This is a genomic window from Clostridium psychrophilum (assembly GCF_018861705.1).
GTDB lineage: Bacteria > Bacillota > Clostridia > Clostridiales > Clostridiaceae > Clostridium_AD > Clostridium_AD psychrophilum.
This window is the reverse complement of sequence record NZ_JAHLEC010000017.1, coordinates 1-21,247: the sequence shown is the minus strand read 5'-3', so window position 1 is coordinate 21,247 and position 21,247 is coordinate 1. Positions and strand designations below refer to the sequence as shown.

Here is a 21,247-nt window from a genome sequence, read left to right as displayed (position 1 = left end):
ATAGGACGATTTAAATTAAGGGGGGTTATATTATGTATAGTTTTACAAAAACAATGGAACAAATAATGTCATTACGAGAAAAAAAGACAATATTTTATGGTGCAGAAACATTAAACACAGTTTGGGAAACAAAACCAGAAGTCATAGCAAAATTACTACCTGCTCCATTAAAACCAGTAAAAGATAAACCATTAGTTTCAACTTTTGTAGCCAATTATCCAAAAACAAGTTTTGCTCCAGGATACAAAGAAGCTGGTTTATTTATCCTTGCAGAATGTAATGGAGTAATAGGAAGATACTGTTTATCTATGCCAATAACTGATGGAATGGCAATGTCAATGGGAAGAGAGGTTTGTGGACTTCCAAAAAAAATGGCAACCATAGATTTTGAAGTTAAAGATGGTAAAGTAATAGGTAAAATTAATCGTAATGGAATAGAATTTTTTACAGTTAGTGCTGATTTATCAGGGAAATTAAATAAAGATGGTAAAATTGAAGAACTAAATGATGCAATAACTGACTATATGTATAATATAACATATGCGAAATCAGCTGATGGATGTGGTTTCCTATTAAGCCCAACTTTAATAAAACAAAAGTTAGCAATAGCCGATATAACAGAGAATAAATTAGCTACATCTACTGTAGTTTTGACGGATTCTCCACATGATCCATGGGCAGAACTAGAAGTAGTACGAATGATAGGTTCTCAATATATAGTTAGTACAAATACATTAGAACCTGGAGAAAATCTATATTTCAACAAAATTGATCCTATGGGATTTGTTCCATACTCATTTACGAAATGGGATTGGTGGACTAAATAAGCATTGAATTCATTTAAAACTGATAGCTATAGCCTATACACTCTGATAATAGTGTTTGAGCTATAAGCTATCAGTTTATTTTTATTTCCTGCTTCCACAACTAAAATCTTTTTACACCAAACACTTATTAGTCTATTTCTCATTGAAAAACACCTCCAAGTTCACAAACCACGGGGAACTTGGACGGATGGCGATTCGCCTTGCTACAGAGTTTGGAGATGAAATAGACACGCTTGGTTGCTAATGAAACATAAAAAAATAAGAACAGTTTCTCAACTGTCCCGCTCTAATTATTTATTTTACGGCTCTACTTTCATTAATTACATTGCCTATCTTATTAATTATTCCCTCTGTATGTGCAATTTTATAAGTAATATTATCAATCTCTGCTTTATGTGTAGTATTGCTATGTTCAATAGACTTTACAACAGAAAATATTTCATCCTGCCTTATTTCCATGTTTTTTTGGCTTTCCGATATAGTATCCAACTTTCCCATTAACATTTCAAACATTTTCTTTGTTTCGTTATCCATTCTAAATCACCACCATAATTTTAATTGCAAGTATAGTAATTATAACATCCTAAAACTTCTTTATCAACCTATAAAAATTTTCATTTTACCAATATAACACCTCTCTAGTTACCACCAGGAACCCTTGCGCGACGTAGTGAGTTTGAAGTTTGTAGAATGTCAAACTGTACCCCAAAAGGTAGATACATTGTAGCTTAAATGACTAGAAATATATTATAAAGACTACTTTGTATCCTGTTGGTATTTCTTCAATCGTATTTCCTTGTACTGAGCAGGAATTAAATAACCCAATTTCTTTTGGATTCTGTCATTGTTGTAATAACTAAAATATTCCTCTATTGCAGCAACCGTTTCAATATCATTATGTAATTTTATTAATGGATTATATAGCATCTCACTTTTCAAGGTACCAAAAAAACTTTCCATAGGTGAATTATCAATTGGTGTACCTTTCCTCGATAGACTTTGAATGAAGTTGTTTTCCTCTAGTATTTTCTTAAATACACCTGATGTATACAATCCCCCTTGATCTGAATGCATAAATGTTCCTTCAGGAAGCGCCTTATCCTTTATGGAGAGTAATGGGTTTATTGCTATTTTTAATGATCCATTGTAGCTTATGTCCCAACCTTCTATCATGTTAGTACACAAATTTTTTATTGGTGATATGTAGATACTTTTCCCACTCTTTTTAATAACACTAACGTCAGTTGCAAGCTTGTCAAACGGATAACTAGCTTGAAAATTTCGATTAAGTATATTAACTCCGGAGTGCCTGCGTTGAGGCTGCTTAAAATACTTTTTAGGCTTTATAACAGCAAGATAACCATGTTCTTTCATTAACCTATACACATGTTTATGATTTACCACTAGTTTGTAATCATTTAACAAGGCATGTGTCATTCGATCAACGCCATAACACCCTTTGTGTTTTACATACAATAATTTAATTCTTTCAGAAATATTCAGATTAGCTTGTTTCCTTTTTGTTAGGACGTTGATGTTCTTTTTCCATTTGTAGTAGCTGGAACGTCTTATTCCAGATACCTCCAATAATATTTTCAAACAGAAGTCCTCTCTTAACAGATCAATTACTTCGTAATATGTTTTTTTTTAATAACATCTATATTCAACTCAAGAAGAGAACGAAGATAAGCATTTTCGGCCCTCAGCCGGAGATTTTCTTCATTAATAGGTAACCCTTCAATTTTGGGTGGTAAAATAAATTGCCCGATAGCACCTTTGCGTCTGCCATCCTCTAACCCAGTTTCGATACATTCTTATTGCATCAAGTTTAAATTCCTTACTGTATTTATTTTTTCTTTTCTCCCATCCTACTATCATCTCCCTTAATGGTATGTAAACACATTTTTTCATTTATGTCCACCTTTAAGGGTATAGTTCAGAAAGGGGGTCAATATTCATTGTATATCAACAAAGTTACTTCAAACGTAGTTGGCTACGTGTTCATATTAACACCTCACTTTACATTCTTATTATATAATATCCTCTCTTCTTACCTTATTCACTATTTTCCTAAACATTACAATAAATATTTATCAATATCGTGGCACAAACACTTTCACGGCAAAAAAACTACCAAAATTATATCTCTATAAGTTTCAGTAGTTCCCTCACGGCTGTCGCCAAGTTTTTTATTTCTATTCTATTCAATTATCTAGACTTTTCATACCAACTTTTTCTCCCTTAATTCACATAATATGTCCCATCTTCCTTTAGCTTCAGCATAACCCGCTTTCCAATTGTTTCCAAGGGTCTGCCCTCTTACTAAGTTTGGAAGTGTAACGGACAAGCTCTGTTGCTTAACCCATAATACCCTTGCGAAACCTTTTTTAGCTTGCTGCTGACGCAATTACTTGCTATTGTTTTGCATTTTTCACTACATCCTTTACATATTCAACATCAAAATCATTTATATCCGCAATATATTCTATTGAAAGCCCTTTACTATATTGTTTAAGTATTAATTGTTTTCTTTCTTCTTTACTTTTTTCTCTTTCTTCTTCCCTTCCTTCTTCCTTGTAGTGCGACTTTCTAATCTCGTCTATATTCAATTTAAATACACCTCCATACTTATTTTAGGTTTTCGCACAGCCTGCCGGGGACCCTTGCGAGACCTTGGTTGAGCTTGCTACACCTCAAGGAGTGGGCTTTCCGCACAAATTCATTGTAATATGATGAATTGATCCTGGATACCAATCACATTTTTTTCTGACCATATAATTTATTCACCTACTATATAATTATTTGTTTAAATTATATCCAAATAACTTTTTAATAAACAAAAACCACCAAGATGCATCAACATGCAGTTTGGTAGTTTTCTAAGTTGGCTATCGCCAAGTATTTTTGATTCTATTTTTTCTCCAATTTTCTAACTTTTCACCCTAACTTCTTCGACTCTAAATCTCAATCAAATGTTCCCTTCTAACCCAGCTTCGCTTCCCTAGTTTATGTTTTTACATATACTAGTTGCTGACATGGTCCCTTCCCAACATATGGATGTAGCGTAGCGAAATCTGTTTATTGGTTACTAATTTTTATAAAGTTTGAACTTTGCTAAATAAATCTGCACTATAATCCTTAATGTCTGCAATATTTAACATTTCGAATTTATTTTTTATACTATTAAAATATTCATTAATAATTTTTTTATCAATAATTCTATCAGAACTATCATAGTTACTCAACTCTTTTCTAGTGATATTCCATGGTGCTTCTATATGAGTCATTCTTTCTAAGATCTTCCCGCTATAACAACCAAAATTAATTATAATACTATCTAGCAATTCTTCCTCAGCTTTATCTAAATTAATATCACAAAATTTTGATGTATTATCTTCTATTGCATTATATCCATATTCCTTATATTTATAATAGATGTCCCTATAAACAGGACCATGTATCCAAGCTTCACAATCATTGTCAAACAAGAATTGTCCATTAAATACTTTATAAAAAGCCTGTGCATAATACAATAATTTTTGTAATGCTAAAGGGGTTATATCACTACAATTATTCAATATATACTTAGACACGTTATCTATCTTCTCACTACTTTCATATGTTAATGCCATTTCACACTTTTCACCATCTATTCTATCTAACGCTTTTTTACAAACATTATATGCATGTTCAGTTATTTTCCCTTTATTTTCTTCTAAGATTTCACTCATATATTTTGGATTATTGAGTAATCTAATTAAAATATCTGAATACTGTTTAGTTGGCATGTCACCATTCAAATATCTAGTTAAAGTTCCTTCACCCCAACCCATTAATAAAGATAATGGTCTTTTACCAATATCATACTTATCAAGTATATTCTCTATTATGGGTACTGTAATCAATTTTGTCTGTTCTCTAAAAGCTTCATCGAGCATCTCTAAATTAGAGTCTCTTATTTCATGAACAAATAAATCACTACCACATTCATCACAATAAGCTTCTTTTCCTATATACTCTATTTTTCTTCCTTTAATAATTTTTATTTTTCTTTCCTCTCTAATAGAGTATTTCACTGTATCATTACATTTCTCACAAAACTGTAACATACTTATTACCTCCTTCTATTCATTATCATTTTTAACTAAGAAGCAAAATATATCAAGTTATTTATTTAAACAAATATTTAATATCTTTATTTCTTTTATGAAAAGATACAATGATCATAAAATCATCACCTTTTCTTGTCTGTGTCATATTTATTTTTATGTATATATCAATAAACTCCAAGGTTCCCCAGTTATCTAGCTCATAGGCTTTGCTAAAAATATATAGTTTTTCATAATAAAATTTCTCTTTTTCATTATCAACAGCATAACAAAAATCTTCATATTGAAGACTTAATAGAATTTCTTTTTCCTTTTGTGTATTAATTTTATAATCTTCTATGAAATCCATGTTCTCTTTTCTTTTTTCATTTTTTGAAATTATATATTTACCATAGATGACTAATTTTCTAAGTTTCTCAAGAAACGTTTTTATATCCTCAGGTGTAAAATCTAAATGTTTTTTTGTTTCTCTCCTTTGTGAACACAAATTTCTATCAGTCCCTTCATTTATATTATAATCAAATTATAATATAAATATGCTAAAAACACAACATTTTACGTACTAATTAATACATTTTATTAATATAACGTATTAATTGACACATCTTAATTTATTTTACTTAGTAGAAAATACTAGACTTTTTTACTAAAATTATAGCTCAACGAGTATGTATCTTATTTTATAACCAAATACCTGCCACCTGCACCTGTAAAAGTAAACCTCTTTAACTTTTTTCTATCTTTAATTTGCTTCAAATCAAAGTGACCTCTAACGATAATTTAACAATGTATCACCAATAAAATTACTCGAAGTTGATTACTTACCTCTCAATATAACATTTATCATATTGTATGCCAATTCATTTCACGTCAATAATTACATAATCCAGTACAAATACTTTTAATACAAAAGAACTACCAAAATTATATCTCTATAACTTTCAGTAGCTCCATCTCGTGGTTATCACCAATTTTTTTGTTTTTGTTTTTTCCCCTATTTCTTAACTTTTCATTTCAACTTCTTCACCCTTAATTCACATCAGATGTTTCATCTTCGTCTAGCTTACGCATAGCACGCTTTCCAATTTTTTCCAAGAGTTTGACCCCTTACAGAGTTTGGAAGTGAAATGGCCAAGCTCTGTTGCTAAGCTTGCTTCAAAGTTTGGAAGTGAAACGGACAAGCTCTGTTGTTAACTTTCTAACTCTTTCTTTATTTGTATTATCTTTTCTTTAGAAAGACCTATGGCTTTAATTATTATATCTATACTAACTCCTAGTTTTAATAGATTTCTTGCATCTTCTATTGCTTTTTCATTTATTCCTTCATCTTTAGCCGAACTAATCATATTAGCCCTCTCATGAAGTGATCTTTCTCTTGATTTATATAATTCTAATGTCTTTGGATCACTACTTAGATATTCTATTTTCTCTTCTGCTTTTTTAATATCGACATCCATGTCCATCAACTCCTTTAATTCTTCTTTACTTATATCTTCTCTAAAAAATGATAACCACCTTTGTAATTTATCTTCTTTTAAGTTCTTATTTTTTAATTTTCTAAATTTCTCCATCTCTATAAAATGAATTTCTATTACATCTGTTAGCATGTAGTCTTTTACTCCATCTTCCCATAAATGAAATGTTGTGTGGAATTTATCAGGTATTTTTATATATTCAAAGTCTACTATATTTATAGTTATAACCTTAGTTAGATTCTTATAATCTTCTCCCTTTTTTATTCCTTCTGAAAACATTTCACCCCAATACCATATTGTCCTTTTATCCATATTGTGCTGATTTGTTAACTGTACTTCTATTTCAAGTTGTGTACCATCTTCTGTTTTAGCTCTAACATCTATTATGCCTGTCTTATCTCCGATTAATTCGGGCGTTAATTCTTTATTTTCAACTATTTCAAGTGTTACTAATTTGTCTCTATCTTTTTTACTTAAAATTGCATTAAGTAGTGCTATTAGATTATCTTTCGTTTCTTCCTCACCAAAAGTCTTCTTAAATATAAAATCATTTAAAGGCTTTAATCTTTACATATAATCATTCCTTCTTCTAATCTTATTTTATCAGAAAATTATATTTTATTCTACTCTGCTTTTAAAATATTTATTATAAAAATAAATTTCTTTATCTTTTTTATCTTTTAACTTACTGTAAATTAAAGTGCCCTCTAACACTCCTGTAACAGTGTATTACAATAAAAAACAACTTGAAGTTACTTTCCACCCAATATATCCTTTATTATATTGAGTGGTAAGTAACTTACTTTAGCTTCACGATAAAAAAACTACCGAAATTATACACTTCTATAAATTTCAGTAGTTTCTACCCTATGGCTGCCGCCAAGTTTTTTTGTTTTTATTTTGCAAAATTTTTATCCTTTCAAACCTAACTTTACATCCTTAAATTTGCATCAGCTGTTCCATCTTCGCCTAGCTTCCGCATAATTATTCACCTAATGTTCACTTCCCCCGGGGACCCTTGCGAGACCTTGGTTGAGCTTGCTAAACATTATTTTATACCATTGTTAAACCAATTAACATAATCAAAATCATCATAATATTTTTTACCAAGTATATTTTTGAATTCAAAGATATTTCCTATACTTGATTGGTTCTCAAATCCCTTTATATAAAAAGCTGAACTATATTGTTTATATTTCTTATTTGTAAATATAACTTTATTTTTATATGGTAAATTGTCAAAATCTCTAATCATCTCTTCAGTGCAACCATCTCTATCTGTCATCATAATAAATATATTTTTAGGATTTATTCTTTTGCTTCGTTTATACCATTGTTTCTCAGCATCTTCGTTGTTTTTATAATGCATGAAGTGGATTTTTACATCCTTCAATTTCCCAATTGGGTAATCATAATTCTTATCATCAATAAATTCTAGCTTTTGTTTTAAATAAAAATCAATATTTTCTACAAATTTAATAAAATCATTAGGGAAGAAAAAAAGATTTACTGTTGGAGTTAAAAATTTTAAATCTAAATCATGCATCATAAATGCACCATTGCAATTACTAGATATAAGTGAAAAGTCTTTATTTTTCAATCTATTTTTGTTCCCAGAATTGATAATTTTACGATTTATTTCTGAAACTTCTGTTAACATTTAAGCACCACCATTCTATACTAATATTACCATATTATTCAATAAAATTCAATATTATTTCCCTACTACAAAAGTTGGTGTAGTTCCACTCAATTTATCTTTTCCCAAGTAATTTTTTTATCATCTTCTTTGCTGATTGAGGTACCAGAGCTTTAATCCTCAATAGCCTAAGCTGTTTCTTATTTGTATTATAGTACTCATGAGCCAAAGCCTCATATCCATCCTCACGCCACATTTTTAATATTACTCCTCTTCTATTGCTTTTGGCAGTTGGTTGCCTTAACTGTCCATTTTGCATTCCGGCTTGTTCAAAAGTGGACTCTGTCAATGTAAGAAGTTCCTTCAATTTTTCAATCATCACCATTCCTTTTTCATTATTTACCAATAGAACAGATACTCCATTTTTAGTATTAATTTCAGGCTGGGCTTTCTCAACGCCCCAATAATCACCTATTGTAAAATCACCCTGTCTGCTACTACCTGCATATTTGCACTCGTAGCAATTCTCGCGATAAATATCACCTTTTAAGAAATAGCTATAATAATAAGAGGTATAGTGTGGTATCAATTTCTCGCGCACCACTCCATTCTTTTCATAAACCACTTTTCCCAATAATCCCCATCCTTTTGATTTATCCCTGAACTTGAAATCTATAACTTTAGCATTAAGTTTTGCTTCCAAGTGTTTGATGTATCCCTTAAAAAATGCTATACTCGGAACACCATGGCAAATTAAATCAGCAGTGATAAGAGTATTGTAGTCCTTGTCGAGGTAAGATTTTAATCCTGAAATTTGGCAAGGAGTACCTGTGAATAATACCCATCTACCCTCTTTTAAAAATTTTCGGGTCTGAGCGTAAGTGGTATTAATACTACTCTGTACATACTTGGAACCCTGAAGCTTTTTCATATCAATTAGATTATCAACGCAAATATGTTCTGCCACCATATCACGGTTAAAAGCGCATCCAAAAACCACACCACCTTTTTCAAACACCACTGAAGCAAGTGCTGCAAATATTCCACCTGAAGCACTCGCAGTAAGAACAGATTGATTTTTATTGACAGCTGCATATGTGGCAAATGGCTTAGTATAAGTAACTGGTTCGTGTTGGAATGCACAGACTGTTTTACATAACCCACATTCCACACATAAGTTATTATTTATTATTGGATAAATAAACCCATTAATATCAGCTTTCATTGAAATAGCCTGTCTTGTACATATGTTCATGCAAGCAGTACATCCACAACATTCTTCTTTATTTGTGTACAATTTAATCATATTTTACTTCTCCTTAGCTAGAAAAATTGTTTTGCGCATTTTCACTTTATCATTTTAAATATCTAATAGTCTTATGATAAATTTACCACATGTTGTAAGTTTATTATGAACTCATCATTTCAAATTGTTCTGCAAATATGATATGGATTTTTCTTTTTCTACAGCAATAATACTATTTACTCGATCAAAATCCATAGGCTTTAACAATATATCCTCCAACTCATCCGCATTTTTGAGTTCTCTATCCGCAACAGAAAACCTTTGTAGTAGATCCCGTAGTTTCTGTTTATTACTTTCGCGTATAAATGTCACGAAAGGTTTATTGTACTTAATTGAAAAAATACTTCCATGAAATGTATCTGTTATTATATAATCTGCATTTTTAACATATGATAAAAGTTCAAATGGATCTGCTTCTATTTTAAGGTCAACCCATTTTTGATGTGAACCTATTGAAACTAATTTTTTATTGTGTTTTTGTGCAAAATTCTTAATTGCATTTATTTCTTTTTCATTTCTAATTCTATTTGGATAAGAATAAATTAATATATAATCTTTCAATTTACTTTGCTCAGGAATATAGGCATCAAAATCTGCTATAATAACTGGATCAACATTAATTACTGGTGCTTTTGCAGTTAATTCATTTATTACCTTAAATGAATTGTTATCTCTAACAGAAATAGCAGAAAATTTTTTGAGCATTCCCCCTACTTCTTTATCAATATTATACTTTTTAATGTTTTCGAGGGTTGTATTTCCACAACTTGCAGCATAGCTAATAATTTTACCAGCATTATTATCTTTACCAAACAATTCTCTAGAATATCCTACAAGAAGATTAGGTTGTAGACAATTAAAAACCTCATCACTACCTATCACTAAAACATCTACTTGGTCGCGGTAATTTCTTTTCTCAGTTATTCCTAGCATAGGTAAATATTTTTTATTATAAAGGTGAGACATACTTTTTATATGAAATATATCCTCCTTCATTATATAATACATTTTTTTTGCTACCCTATATGGAATATTCTTTTTTTCTAGTTGAACAATTGGTTTTTCTAGTTGAACAATCGGTTTTTCTATTTTGTAATCTAAAAAAACAACTTTGTGACCTAAATTTTCAATTGTCATTTTTAGTCCATATGACTGTAAAAATGATCCATAGTTTTGTATTCTTTGCATAGACATAATTCCAACTTTCATATTATATCCTCCTTGTTTTATCTGATAGTATTTACACTATCTTTGTTTTATTTTTGCGAATTCTTACCTTAGAAATGGTTTAAACCATTTTTATAATAAAAACCAATGACTCCATCTATCTAATATAATTACCGTAGCTAAACTCAACAAAGTTTACAAAAATAGGTATTGGCTCGTATTTCTGTCTATTGATCAATGCTAAAATTTATCACTGAGCTTAAGAAAATTTACTATTGTTAATTCTTTTTTATTGTCCTAATTATCACTTATAGCGAAAACAATAATAAATGTTTACAAGAAATTGATAACATTTAGATATATTACTGTTAATTTATTGAATCTTTTTTTTATTTGTTTGTTTCAACACCATACGACATACTCTTTTTATGTCACTTTTGTTTAATACAATAAAAAAGTTAAGTATATACCCTAACACTCCACATATAATTGCAACAAGTCCAAGCTCGGTCCAATTGTTTATTTTTATATTTATACTTATAGAATAAAAGAATATATATGTGACAAAAAAAGCTAGTATTCCTTTTAACAATGGTGGATAGTAGGTCTTCCAATTTAAACTTAAAACATGTGCGGCATAAATTGGAACAAATATTAATATCCTTAAAACAATAATTATTGAGCTTACCCCTGCAATTGCATAAATACCCAAGTTAGTTAATTTAATTAGTATTAACACAATTACAGTGCTTACTATTCCTAGAATCATTGTAACAACTACAGATGTCTTTATCTTGTTTGTTATCATGTTATGCGAATATAAACACTCCACATATGAATTTAACAACCAAGGCAATACTGTTAAGAACGATAATATTGAAATCTGAGCAATTTCATGCTGTGTTTTACCTAATAGCCATATTGTATAAAAACTTTTACCAAACACTATAAATCCAACTATAGGTACAGTCATGATAAGGGCTTGAAATTTCATTGCTATTTTAGTTTCACTAACCAATTGCATAATTTTGTTTTTCGCATAAAGTATTGTAAAACTAGGAGTAAAAATACCTGCAACAAGAACTACTAAGCCTTGTATTGCTAAAGGAACCGTTTTAGCAATTGATAAAATACCCATAGCTTGACCATTAATGAAAAGATTAGCAATTAACAAATCTAATCCTGTTAATAACATATCACTTAAACTGCCCATTGAGTTCCATACTCCCGCTGAAAGTAATATTTTCACAGCCTTCAACTTAAAGCACTTTATTGATAACCTTATCTCAGGCAATAACTTTTTAGTTAAAGAAGCATTTGTTATACCTATAAATATTGTGCTTACTAAGGCTGCAATACTTATAAAGTATATTTTTGCTGGTAGAAAGGCAAAAAGTAATAGTGTAAGAATTACCCTTATAATATTCGACCCAATATTCCTTATAGATTGTAAATCAAGCCTATTTGTTACAAATGTAGATATACTAAATATAGAAACTAATATTGTAATGACAAAGTTTAAAAACACAATCAAAAAAGTCAATTGCACATCTATAATCAGATTATCTGATACATTTAATATATATTTCAGATTTAGGACAACAATCAACGATACTATAGCTAAGACAACTGACATAATTATATTACCAATCAATACAGAGTTAAAATATATGTTAGCTTCTTCATTATTATCTTTATGTAATTCGATTGTAATAAATCTAGCCGCCATAGCATTGAGAGCAGCCGTCATTATAGATGCATAACCAACAAAGTTATTGGCTAATCCTATGAAACCATAAGCTTCATTTCCTAATTTCCCCACTATATAAGGGGTTAAGAGAAAACTTATACATATATTTACTGAAAAAGCAAATAAGCTAGCTATTAAGTTAATCCCTAACTGTTTTTTTCTCATTAACTAAATCTCCTTTACGTTTAAACACCTTGTATTTACTGAAGGTATAAATCACTATTTATTGTTTTATTTAGAGCATTATTAATCGTTACCTTTATTACAAAGTTGATTAGGAATTTAAAACTAAATAAAATGTTTTTAAGTGTAACTTTTATGAGTATTATGCTTTACTGCCTACACTTTTAACTAAAAACAGTGTTTTAAAAAAACATATGCCTAAACTTACAATTAAAGAAATAATATTTGCTAGGATATTGATTGTAAATTGTTTATTTCTAACCTACCTTTAATTCATATTTAAATATAGATAATTGATAGTTAATACTTAATGATTATTGTTTAGTATCATTATTAATTCGACTATTATTTCTTTCTTACTAGAATTACTAAAATCTATTTATTAATGTTTTTTAATTTAAATAGCAATAACCCCAATTTGCAATTAATATAAAATATTCTGTAATAAGTTTTTTTTATTTTTGATAGATCTGTATTGCTTAAATATTTATGAATGATTTTCGAATAATATTTCTTGATTTCCTGTTCTATTTTTTTATCATAAATCTGATTTTCTGCAAATCGATTATAAAGTACTATTGTTGAAGCAAGTGCTCTATTTACGGCACACGAACACAATATCTTTTCGTTCCTTTGTGCAAAAAAGTCTATGGACTCTTGATATGCTTCCAAACTATTTAAATTACGATAAGATAAAGTGGTATGCATTATGCTTTTTTCTCTTTGTCTGTAATAATATAATATGGCTTGACTACATACTACTTTTTTAGCATAATATAAAACCTTGTAGGTTACAAATTCGTCTTCATGCAACTTTCCAATTGGATATCTTATATTCGTAAATAGTTCTCTTTTATATATTTTGTTCCATGCAATAAATTGGATATTCTTATTTCTACCTGTGTAAACATTATAAACAGCATCTTTTCCAGTATATGTAACATTATGGTGTTCATTTAATTTTCTGTTGTTAATTGGTTTATCATCTGAAAAATCAGTATAGCTACATATTGCAATGTCTGATTTAGTTTTGTTAATTAACCCTAACATTAATTCAAACATCTTTAAATTTATAATATCATCTGAATCTATAAATGCAATAAAATTTCCTGTAAAAACTGTGATGCCTGCATTTCTGGCATCTGCTAAGCCACCATTTTTTTTATCTATCAAGACAATACGAGTATCTGCTTTAGAATACTTTTTACAGATATCTAAGGAATTATCTGTCGAACCATCATTCACTAAGATTATTTCAAGATTTGCATATGTTTGATTTATGATTGATTTTATACACTCATCCAGATAATTACCTACATTATATATCGGTACAACAACGCTTAATAAATCGTTCATTATTAGTCCTCACTTTATTTTTTAATTATTCTTATTTTCAATAGAGTAATGATTTTGAAGTACAAATGGTACTGAAAGTAAAAAATATGAAAAATAAATACCAATCTCAGTTTGCATAACACTATCATAGAATATTAGAAATATTGATATCAAAACCGTCATTTCTCCAATTGTAGAATACATTCTAATACGCTTATTTTTCTTAGTCATAATTATATATTCAATAAATAGGGCTATATATCTAGCTATATATAATAAAAATCCCACAACACCAGTTTCCACAAACACAAGTGTTTGAGTAAACCATGTGTAATGCAAGAAATTTCCATATTCAGAATAAAACCTAGACATTATGTTAATGTGATATCCTTTCACTAGTATATATTGACCATTTCCAAGTCCAATGCCAAATAACAATGTAGATGTTCTGTAATTTATATAACGGACAACACTATGTAAACCGGTTAATCTATTTACATCACCTTTCGATGTATAGCCATTGCCACCAGAATAAGATAATAGTTTTTGTATACTAAATAAATCTAGATATCCGGGATGTACTTTATATAATAATTGAGTAAATAATAATAAGAGAATTAAACTACCCATTGCAATTAATACTGTTTTTTTATTAAATTTCATTAAGATGAATTGCAATATTATTATAAAAATTAATAATAAAAAATATACCTTTAGTTCTGAAATTGCTGAAATAATAAGGCATATTGACAGACATAGAATACAATATTTGAGTTTGATTTTCATATTTACATATAATGTAAGTGTGCATATCGTAGCTAATAATAGAAAAATAACCTGAAATTCGTTATTACCAATAGTTGTTCCAAAAATACCACTAGCTGAATCTCCTATTAACCCAAGTCTAAAATACTGATATAATATCATGAAAAAATTAAATATAAAAATTATATAAAATAATTTTACTAATTTTATTATATCCTTCTTTTCCAAAAGCTTAATACATCCCCACATAAATATAAGAGAAGTGATTATTTCTCTGGCACCCCATAAATATGCTTTTATTGGATAATCGTTAAATTCGTATACTATTAATGCAACTAATATATATATAAACGATATTGCGACAAACTTTACTGGATATGTTTTTTCTTTTTTTCCTTTAATAACACAACATATAAAAATAGCAATTGTTATAAAATCATTATATCTGGTAGATATATTAAAATCGTTAAAGTACTCAAAACAACATAAAATCAGTTGTGCATATATTAAAATTTCCGGATGTAAATGTACTATAGTTTTTTTAGAAAATGTCTTCACTTATTGCCTCCTATACGCTACTATTGCCTTTAGTTAATTTATTCTTAGATTACATTCTTTCATAGCTAAATAGTCAATGTAACCTACACACTGTACCTCTATATTCTCTTATTCACTCAAGCTACAATTTATATTATAATTAATTTAATAAATCAGTATACTGTTTTTCTAAATCTACAATTGTATTACCAATAGAAAATTTTGTTGCTGTATATTTTGCTTGATTAGAAATTGAGCTCATGTCATTATCTTTAGAATAATTAATAACACGTATAATAGCTTCAACAATTCCACTCTCGTCATTTTTTTTTGTCAAGAATCCATTTTCTCCATCTATAATTATCTCCGGTATGCCTCCGATTTTATTTGCAACACATGGCAATCCATATGCCATAGCTTCGACAATAGATATCCCGAATATTTCCTTACAAATAGAAGGATAAATGAAAATATTCGCTTTTCTAAAATAATAATCAAGGTTTCTTTGAAAACCTACAAATGTTATATATTCCTCTAAACTGTACTTATGAACTAGCTTTTCAAAACATTTTCTGTCTTTTCCGTCACCAACCAATGTTAAGTGAATATTGTATTTTATATATAACTTATCCATTGCTAAAATAAGATTTTCTAAACCTTTAATCTTGACTAATCTTCCAATATACATTAGTTCAATACAATCATTGCAAACATTATAATTATCTTTTCCTTTGTCTAATATTTCGGGACTAATACCATTATATATTACCACAATCATTTTATTTAATAGATTGAAATTTTCCTCATACGTTCTTTTACCAGCTTTAGATACTGCTATAATTAGATTAGAAATTTGTAAGGATTTATTTATATAATATTTTCTACACATGTCAATGAAAAAATTACCACAATAATTATATTCTTTTTCAAAACATGAATGCAATGTCATTACAAATTTTACTTTTGGTAAGAACTGTTTCAATTTTGTATAATAAAATTGTAAAAAAACATTATTGTGATGTATATTAACAATATCAACTTTTTCATTATTACATATTGATACCAGTTTTCGCAATTTTAATAAGGATAATTTGTTTTTACTTTTCTTTAATACTATTACTTTCCCATTAGTTTTGTCAATTTCATTTGTAATTTGTCCTCCAGAAAATACGAAACAAAAAATATTATCCCAATCACTATATTTTGAAATATCTTTACATAGAACTTCTATGCCACCTATTTCACCGGTGCTAAGCAAATGTAAAACTTTCATATTTACCTCCCACTACTTACATATTCATTAGCTATAGTTTTAGTTTTATTTTCCCATAAATAACTAGCCTTTAATTTATGTTTTGCATTTTCACCTAAATTAGTACGAACTTTTTCATTCTCTATAAGAAGCTTTAGCGCATTACTGAATTCTGTTATAACTTGTTTTTTTGAATTAATCGAAACTAGTATTCCACAATCATCGTTTAAAAGCAACTTTGCTCCATTTTGATTGAGCGCAATAATTCCCATTCCATTTGACATTGCCTCTAATAAAACTGTTCCTGTAGTTTCTCTAATACTTGGAAAAACAAAGATATCACCTTTAGAATATTCTTTTCTCATAACTTCAAATGACAAATTTCCTTTGAAATTAACTTTTTTATCTAAGTTATATTTCTTACAAAGCAATTTTAGTCTTTCTTCTTCAGGCCCACTACCATACAAAATTACTTTATATTTTATTTTTGTATCTAATTCTTTTAATGCACTTAATAGCAATTCAAGCCCTTTTCGATAAATCATTCTTCCTGCCCACATTATAATGACTACACTACTATTATTTTTGACTCTAACACAACTTTCAAAGTATTCATTGCTAATTCCATTTTCTGATAATAGTTTGCATTTATTTTTATCATGTACTATATCTAAAATAAAGTTCTGCGTTTCTTCATTTGCTGCATAAATAACATTAGTTTTCCCTAATGCTCTTCTAAAATAGGGATCGTATTTTACTAAACAATTAATTAATAATCGTTTATTCTCCTCAAATTTATGTCCTTTTACATATGACTTTAGAACTTTAGGTGTAACCTGTGCCCCACCAACTGGTCCAAATATAAATTTTGTATTTATTTTCCACATATAACCTATATTTCTAAAATCCCCCAACGTAATATGATGAATGTAATCAAACTTCTCAGTTTTATGTAATTTCTTAATGAATTTATAAGCTTTTCGTTGCCAAAGTTCGTAATATAAAAAATATGCTTTTCCAAATTTATAATATAAATTTATAAAATCTGGTATATCACAATACAACATATGAATATCAGATATATTATTTTGATAAAGATATATTTCTATATTTTTTTTATTCTCTTTTCTTGTAACAACATATACCTCATGATATTTACGCATAGCCAATGGCCAAGACCAACCACAATATGCTTCAGAGCCTCTATATGGATCACATGCAAATGCCGAAAATAATATTTTCATTGTTTCACCTTCTTAATATAAGCTTTTATTCGATATGGAATTATAAATTTCAGTTTGCTTTTTAAGCTAGATTGCATGGGTAAATATTTATCAATATAAGTTTCAAATATTTCAGTAGTTAAAACCTTATATATATAAGAGCGAATTTCAAGGCTAACAACTGAAGAATACAAGTTTCTGTTGTTCATTTTAGCTTCAGTCAGTGTAGTTTCTAATACTTCATATTGATTACATATTTTATCAAATTCATTTTTTCCTAAATCCGAGTTAACTAATACCAACAATACCCCTTCCAATGAATAAAACTTGGGATTAATTTTTTCTATTTTCAAATAATCTCCAATGGTAATGTCTCCTTTTAGGTTTGGACTAGCATATTTACATTGATAACAGCATTCCCTGTATGTCTTACCATCTAAGAATGCATTATAATAGGAATCTAAATTGGCAGGCAAGAATTTTGTCTTTGTCTCTGTCTTTGCTTTAAGCATAAGTTCCCCACCACCACGTTCTTTATTTCTGATGTCGTATGAAATAATTTTTCTACCATAATTATCACCTAACCATTCAATATACTTCTTAAATAGCTTGGGACTTGGTACCCTATGACATACAAAATCAACTGTTATTAAGTTATAATAATTACTATTTAAAAAGTTCTTTAATCCGGCAATCTAGCAAGACATTCCAGTATATAATACTAATTTATTAGCTATAAGATATTCGTTAACTTGACTATATGTATTTTCAGTATCACTTTGAACGTATTTCGACCCTTGCATTAAATGTAGATTGTATTTTGTAATTATCATAATGTGATGTGCTACAAGATCCTTACTCCAAGCATATCCAAATACTACGCCATTCCGTTCTAATACAAAGTTTGCTATTGTGGTAAAGAATCCACCAGAAACACTGCGTTTTAATAATTTTTTATCATTTATTTTAACAAGATAAACTTTTGGAAAAGTGTTATAGTGTTTACTCCGAATATCATTAAATTGAGCACATCTTTTTAAACACAATCCACAATCAATACAAGTATCTTCATTAACAACTGGTGCTAAGAATTTTTCTTTAATTGTTATACCTTGTGTTGGACATAGTTGTTCAAAGTATCGACATACACTACAAACTATTGATGATACTTTATTAACATTATTTTTCGACAACCTCTTCCGTATCACTTTATTAGAGACTCCTTTAACAGATTTATTGATTTTACTCTTTCCACTGTTAATATCTCGTTAACCTTCTTATAGTCAATCATTTTATCTATATAAGAAAAATCATTATAATTCGCCAGCATTCTGTTCTTTAGTCCTGTCAGTTCCAATATGCTTTGATTCCTTGTAGCTGTTTCACCTGGATGTATATCGATAAATTGTACATTATAATTTATCGCAAATGCCGTTCCATGGAATGAATCCGTAATTACATATTTTGCATTTTTGATATATGATAAAAAGTCTATAATATTTGGAAGGAAAACTACCTTTCCACCTCTCACTATATGATGTAATGATGGTGTCATTCTAATTAATTGAAGCCCTGTTTTCTTTGAAAACATTTTGGAATACTTATCCATTTTATTATTTCTGTGTAACTGATAAATTAAAACATAATCTTTGTTAATTTTCTTTGATCCTATGTATTTATCCCATTGCTCATTATTCAAAAGTAATGTCGGATCTAAGACCTGACTAGAATTTTTAAAATTAAGTGACTGCAATATTTGTAATGCACTATCTTCTCTCACAAGCAGCTCATCATATTTCTTTAGTGAACCCTTGAGCATATTTTTAAAATTCTCATCTATTTTAGATTTTCCAAAACTTGCAGCATACGATATACATTTTTTATCATTCTGAACAAAATCTAAAAAATAGACTTTGTCATATATATCTTCTCCAATTGTCCCCCACACTTGATCACTTCCAGTGCAATATATATCTGCTATAGGTGGATTTTTTTCCAATTCCTTTATCGAGCAATAATTATTAGTAAGTTTTAAATATTGTTTTCTATACCTTTTGAACGCCTTACCCATCAATTTATATTCTGGTGACTGTATACTTTTATATAGAAACCGAGTGATGCTATTTGAATTCCATTTTAAGGACTTTTTGACTAGAACATCTGTGATATTTTTATAATCCTCATCATGGCGTATATAATCAATAATTTCGACATCATATCCGAGGTTTTCTATTACTGTCTGTAATGCAAATGCTTGCAATAATGATCCATAATTTGTTATTGCATGACGTGTAATTATTGATACTTTCATTTTCCCACCCTTTATTTAATTATTTATTTAGTAATAAAGTTATTCTCACTATGACTATTAACCTTTCTAAAAATATACTTTAATTGCTCATAATTTCTATATTTCTACACTTATAAAGACTTGCCAAACTGCTTGTAATCATGTTTATTTCCTATATATGATTCAAGTGTACTTTCTACAACATTATTCCAACCAAATTTCTTTCTTACATAATCCAACACTAACTTTTTGTCGTAGCTTTTTTTTGAACATAATATCGCCCCTAACTGTTTTTGCAAATCCATCACATTCCCATGTTTAAAGGTTGTCGCATAGTCTTTAGCAACTTCGCAGTTCTCCTCTATATCACTAACTAAACAACAACATCCATAACTCAAAGCCTCTAATAAAGTTAATGGCATACCCTCAACATCGCTTGGAAGTACATATAGGTAGCAATTACTATACAATTCTTCAAGTTCTTTCCCCTGTACAAAGCCTGTCAGTATTACTCGCTCATCATTATTTGCCATTTTTTTAATCTTTTTTACGTAATCATTTGAATGACTCGAAGCACCGGCAATAACAAGTTTCTTATCTGTATCCATATTTTTAAAAGCTTCCAATAGATAATGAAGTCCTTTCTCCGGAACCAATCTTGCCAAAAATAATATGTAATTGTCTTTCGATAAGTCATACTTTTTTGTTATTACATCAGCTTCTTTACTATCCAAAATGTTAACCCCATTAGGAATATATTGAGTATCCCTACCGTATGTATCCCAAAAATACAGCTGTACACTTTTAGAAAGTACAATCACTTCATCCGCATATTTAGCAGCTATTTTCTCGCCAAACTTCAAATATATTGTTGCAAATCCGCCCCATTTGGCGCGTTGCCAATCAAGTCCATGTATCGTTGCAACTGTCCTTATATGAAATAAATGTGGAATCCACAACATAGCGCATGAACCCTCAGCATGATAATGGATAACATCATACTTTCTAAATAATGCTTCAATAGTTGCTAAAAATGAATACACCAATGCATCCAAGCTCTTTCTATTTATAGTAGGTATAGTAATTATCCTAGTGCCTTTGTAATTTTTTCCTGTTTTTACTTTTTTATAATAACGGTTATAAATGTCCACATGATGACCTACTATAGCCATTCGTGTTGAGAGTTCTTCAACAACTATCTCAACTCCGCCCTCACGAGAAGGGACTCTTTTATGACCTATCATTGCTATTTTCATACCTGATCTCCCCCACTAATTTTGATAGTGTTAACACTATCTTTGTTTTATTTATTTAAGACCCTGCAATTGCAAGGATTGTAGCTGTTTTTAAGAAAAAAAACAATGACCCCCTCTTTCTGGTATAATTGTT

General features: G+C 29.1%; 20 protein-coding genes and 1 pseudogene. 1 reads left to right on the top strand and 20 read right to left on the bottom strand.

What is annotated here, in order from left to right; genetic code table 11:
- Window positions 1–32: 32 nt before the first annotated feature.
- Complete coding sequence (locus tag KPL38_RS05960) at window positions 33–827, top strand: acetoacetate decarboxylase family protein (protein WP_216288162.1); 795 nt, start codon at window positions 33–35, stop codon at window positions 825–827.
- Window positions 828–853: 26 nt separating this feature from the next.
- On the opposite strand, the gene KPL38_RS05955 is transcribed toward KPL38_RS05960, so the two are convergent.
- From KPL38_RS05955 to KPL38_RS05860, 20 genes and pseudogenes are all read right to left on the bottom strand, one after another.
- Window positions 854–970, bottom strand: coding sequence for a DNA-protecting protein DprA (locus KPL38_RS05955; protein WP_216288160.1), 117 nt, complete (start codon window positions 968–970; stop codon window positions 854–856).
- A gap of 151 nt (window positions 971–1,121) precedes the next feature.
- Window positions 1,122–1,361, bottom strand: a complete 240-nt coding sequence (locus KPL38_RS05950) for a M domain protein (protein ID WP_216288158.1) — start codon at window positions 1,359–1,361, stop codon at window positions 1,122–1,124.
- A gap of 222 nt (window positions 1,362–1,583) precedes the next feature.
- Complete coding sequence (locus KPL38_RS05945; RefSeq protein WP_312884164.1) at window positions 1,584–2,453, bottom strand: IS3 family transposase; 870 nt, start codon at window positions 2,451–2,453, stop codon at window positions 1,584–1,586.
- Window positions 2,454–3,048: 595 nt separating this feature from the next.
- Window positions 3,049–3,234 (bottom strand): hypothetical protein, encoded by a 186-nt coding sequence (locus KPL38_RS05940; protein WP_216288154.1) that lies wholly within the window; start codon window positions 3,232–3,234, stop codon window positions 3,049–3,051.
- Window positions 3,235–3,241: 7 nt separating this feature from the next.
- Window positions 3,242–3,436: a hypothetical protein gene (locus KPL38_RS05935; RefSeq protein WP_216288153.1), complete on the bottom strand. Its 195-nt coding sequence runs from the start codon at window positions 3,434–3,436 to the stop codon at window positions 3,242–3,244.
- A 486-nt stretch (window positions 3,437–3,922) separates the two neighbouring features.
- On the bottom strand, window positions 3,923–4,936 hold the full coding sequence (locus KPL38_RS05930) for a type II toxin-antitoxin system antitoxin SocA domain-containing protein (RefSeq protein WP_216288152.1): 1,014 nt from the start codon (window positions 4,934–4,936) through the stop codon (window positions 3,923–3,925).
- A 61-nt stretch (window positions 4,937–4,997) separates the two neighbouring features.
- Window positions 4,998–5,423: a hypothetical protein gene (locus KPL38_RS05925; RefSeq protein ID WP_216288150.1), complete on the bottom strand. Its 426-nt coding sequence runs from the start codon at window positions 5,421–5,423 to the stop codon at window positions 4,998–5,000.
- Between the two features lie 703 nt (window positions 5,424–6,126).
- Window positions 6,127–6,957 (bottom strand): annotated as a pseudogene (locus KPL38_RS05920) (Rpn family recombination-promoting nuclease/putative transposase); the annotation flags it as partial.
- Between the two features lie 502 nt (window positions 6,958–7,459).
- Complete coding sequence (locus KPL38_RS05915) at window positions 7,460–8,071, bottom strand: DUF1919 domain-containing protein (protein ID WP_216288149.1); 612 nt, start codon at window positions 8,069–8,071, stop codon at window positions 7,460–7,462.
- A gap of 94 nt (window positions 8,072–8,165) precedes the next feature.
- Window positions 8,166–9,356, bottom strand: a complete 1,191-nt coding sequence (locus KPL38_RS05910) for a Coenzyme F420 hydrogenase/dehydrogenase, beta subunit C-terminal domain (protein WP_216288148.1) — start codon at window positions 9,354–9,356, stop codon at window positions 8,166–8,168.
- A gap of 114 nt (window positions 9,357–9,470) precedes the next feature.
- Window positions 9,471–10,565, bottom strand: a complete 1,095-nt coding sequence (locus KPL38_RS05905) for a polysaccharide pyruvyl transferase family protein (RefSeq protein ID WP_216288145.1) — start codon at window positions 10,563–10,565, stop codon at window positions 9,471–9,473.
- A 331-nt stretch (window positions 10,566–10,896) separates the two neighbouring features.
- A complete protein-coding gene (locus KPL38_RS05900) occupies window positions 10,897–12,438 on the bottom strand; it encodes an oligosaccharide flippase family protein (RefSeq protein WP_216288143.1) in 1,542 nt (513 codons plus the stop codon).
- A 393-nt stretch (window positions 12,439–12,831) separates the two neighbouring features.
- The gene (locus tag KPL38_RS05895) at window positions 12,832–13,812 is read right to left on the bottom strand and encodes a glycosyltransferase family 2 protein (protein ID WP_216288133.1); all 981 of its coding nucleotides are present in this window, start codon (window positions 13,810–13,812) and stop codon (window positions 12,832–12,834) included.
- A gap of 21 nt (window positions 13,813–13,833) precedes the next feature.
- Complete coding sequence (locus KPL38_RS05890) at window positions 13,834–15,114, bottom strand: hypothetical protein (RefSeq protein ID WP_216288132.1); 1,281 nt, start codon at window positions 15,112–15,114, stop codon at window positions 13,834–13,836.
- Window positions 15,115–15,253: 139 nt separating this feature from the next.
- Window positions 15,254–16,366 (bottom strand): glycosyltransferase family 4 protein, encoded by a 1,113-nt coding sequence (locus tag KPL38_RS05885; RefSeq protein ID WP_216288131.1) that lies wholly within the window; start codon window positions 16,364–16,366, stop codon window positions 15,254–15,256.
- 2 nt (window positions 16,367–16,368) lie between these two features.
- Window positions 16,369–17,589, bottom strand: a complete 1,221-nt coding sequence (locus KPL38_RS05880) for a glycosyltransferase family 4 protein (protein WP_216288129.1) — start codon at window positions 17,587–17,589, stop codon at window positions 16,369–16,371.
- The gene (locus tag KPL38_RS05875; RefSeq protein ID WP_512699143.1) at window positions 17,586–18,218 is read right to left on the bottom strand and encodes a Coenzyme F420 hydrogenase/dehydrogenase, beta subunit C-terminal domain; all 633 of its coding nucleotides are present in this window, start codon (window positions 18,216–18,218) and stop codon (window positions 17,586–17,588) included. The genes KPL38_RS05880 and KPL38_RS05875 overlap by 4 nt, the downstream gene beginning before the upstream one ends.
- 45 nt (window positions 18,219–18,263) lie before the next feature.
- Complete coding sequence (locus KPL38_RS05870; RefSeq protein ID WP_216288127.1) at window positions 18,264–18,776, bottom strand: coenzyme F420 hydrogenase/dehydrogenase beta subunit N-terminal domain-containing protein; 513 nt, start codon at window positions 18,774–18,776, stop codon at window positions 18,264–18,266.
- Window positions 18,773–19,879, bottom strand: coding sequence for a polysaccharide pyruvyl transferase family protein (locus tag KPL38_RS05865; protein WP_216288125.1), 1,107 nt, complete (start codon window positions 19,877–19,879; stop codon window positions 18,773–18,775). The genes KPL38_RS05870 and KPL38_RS05865 overlap by 4 nt, the downstream gene beginning before the upstream one ends.
- A 110-nt stretch (window positions 19,880–19,989) precedes the next feature.
- Window positions 19,990–21,114: a glycosyltransferase family 4 protein gene (locus KPL38_RS05860; RefSeq protein WP_246577835.1), complete on the bottom strand. Its 1,125-nt coding sequence runs from the start codon at window positions 21,112–21,114 to the stop codon at window positions 19,990–19,992.
- Window positions 21,115–21,247 lie beyond the last annotated feature (133 nt).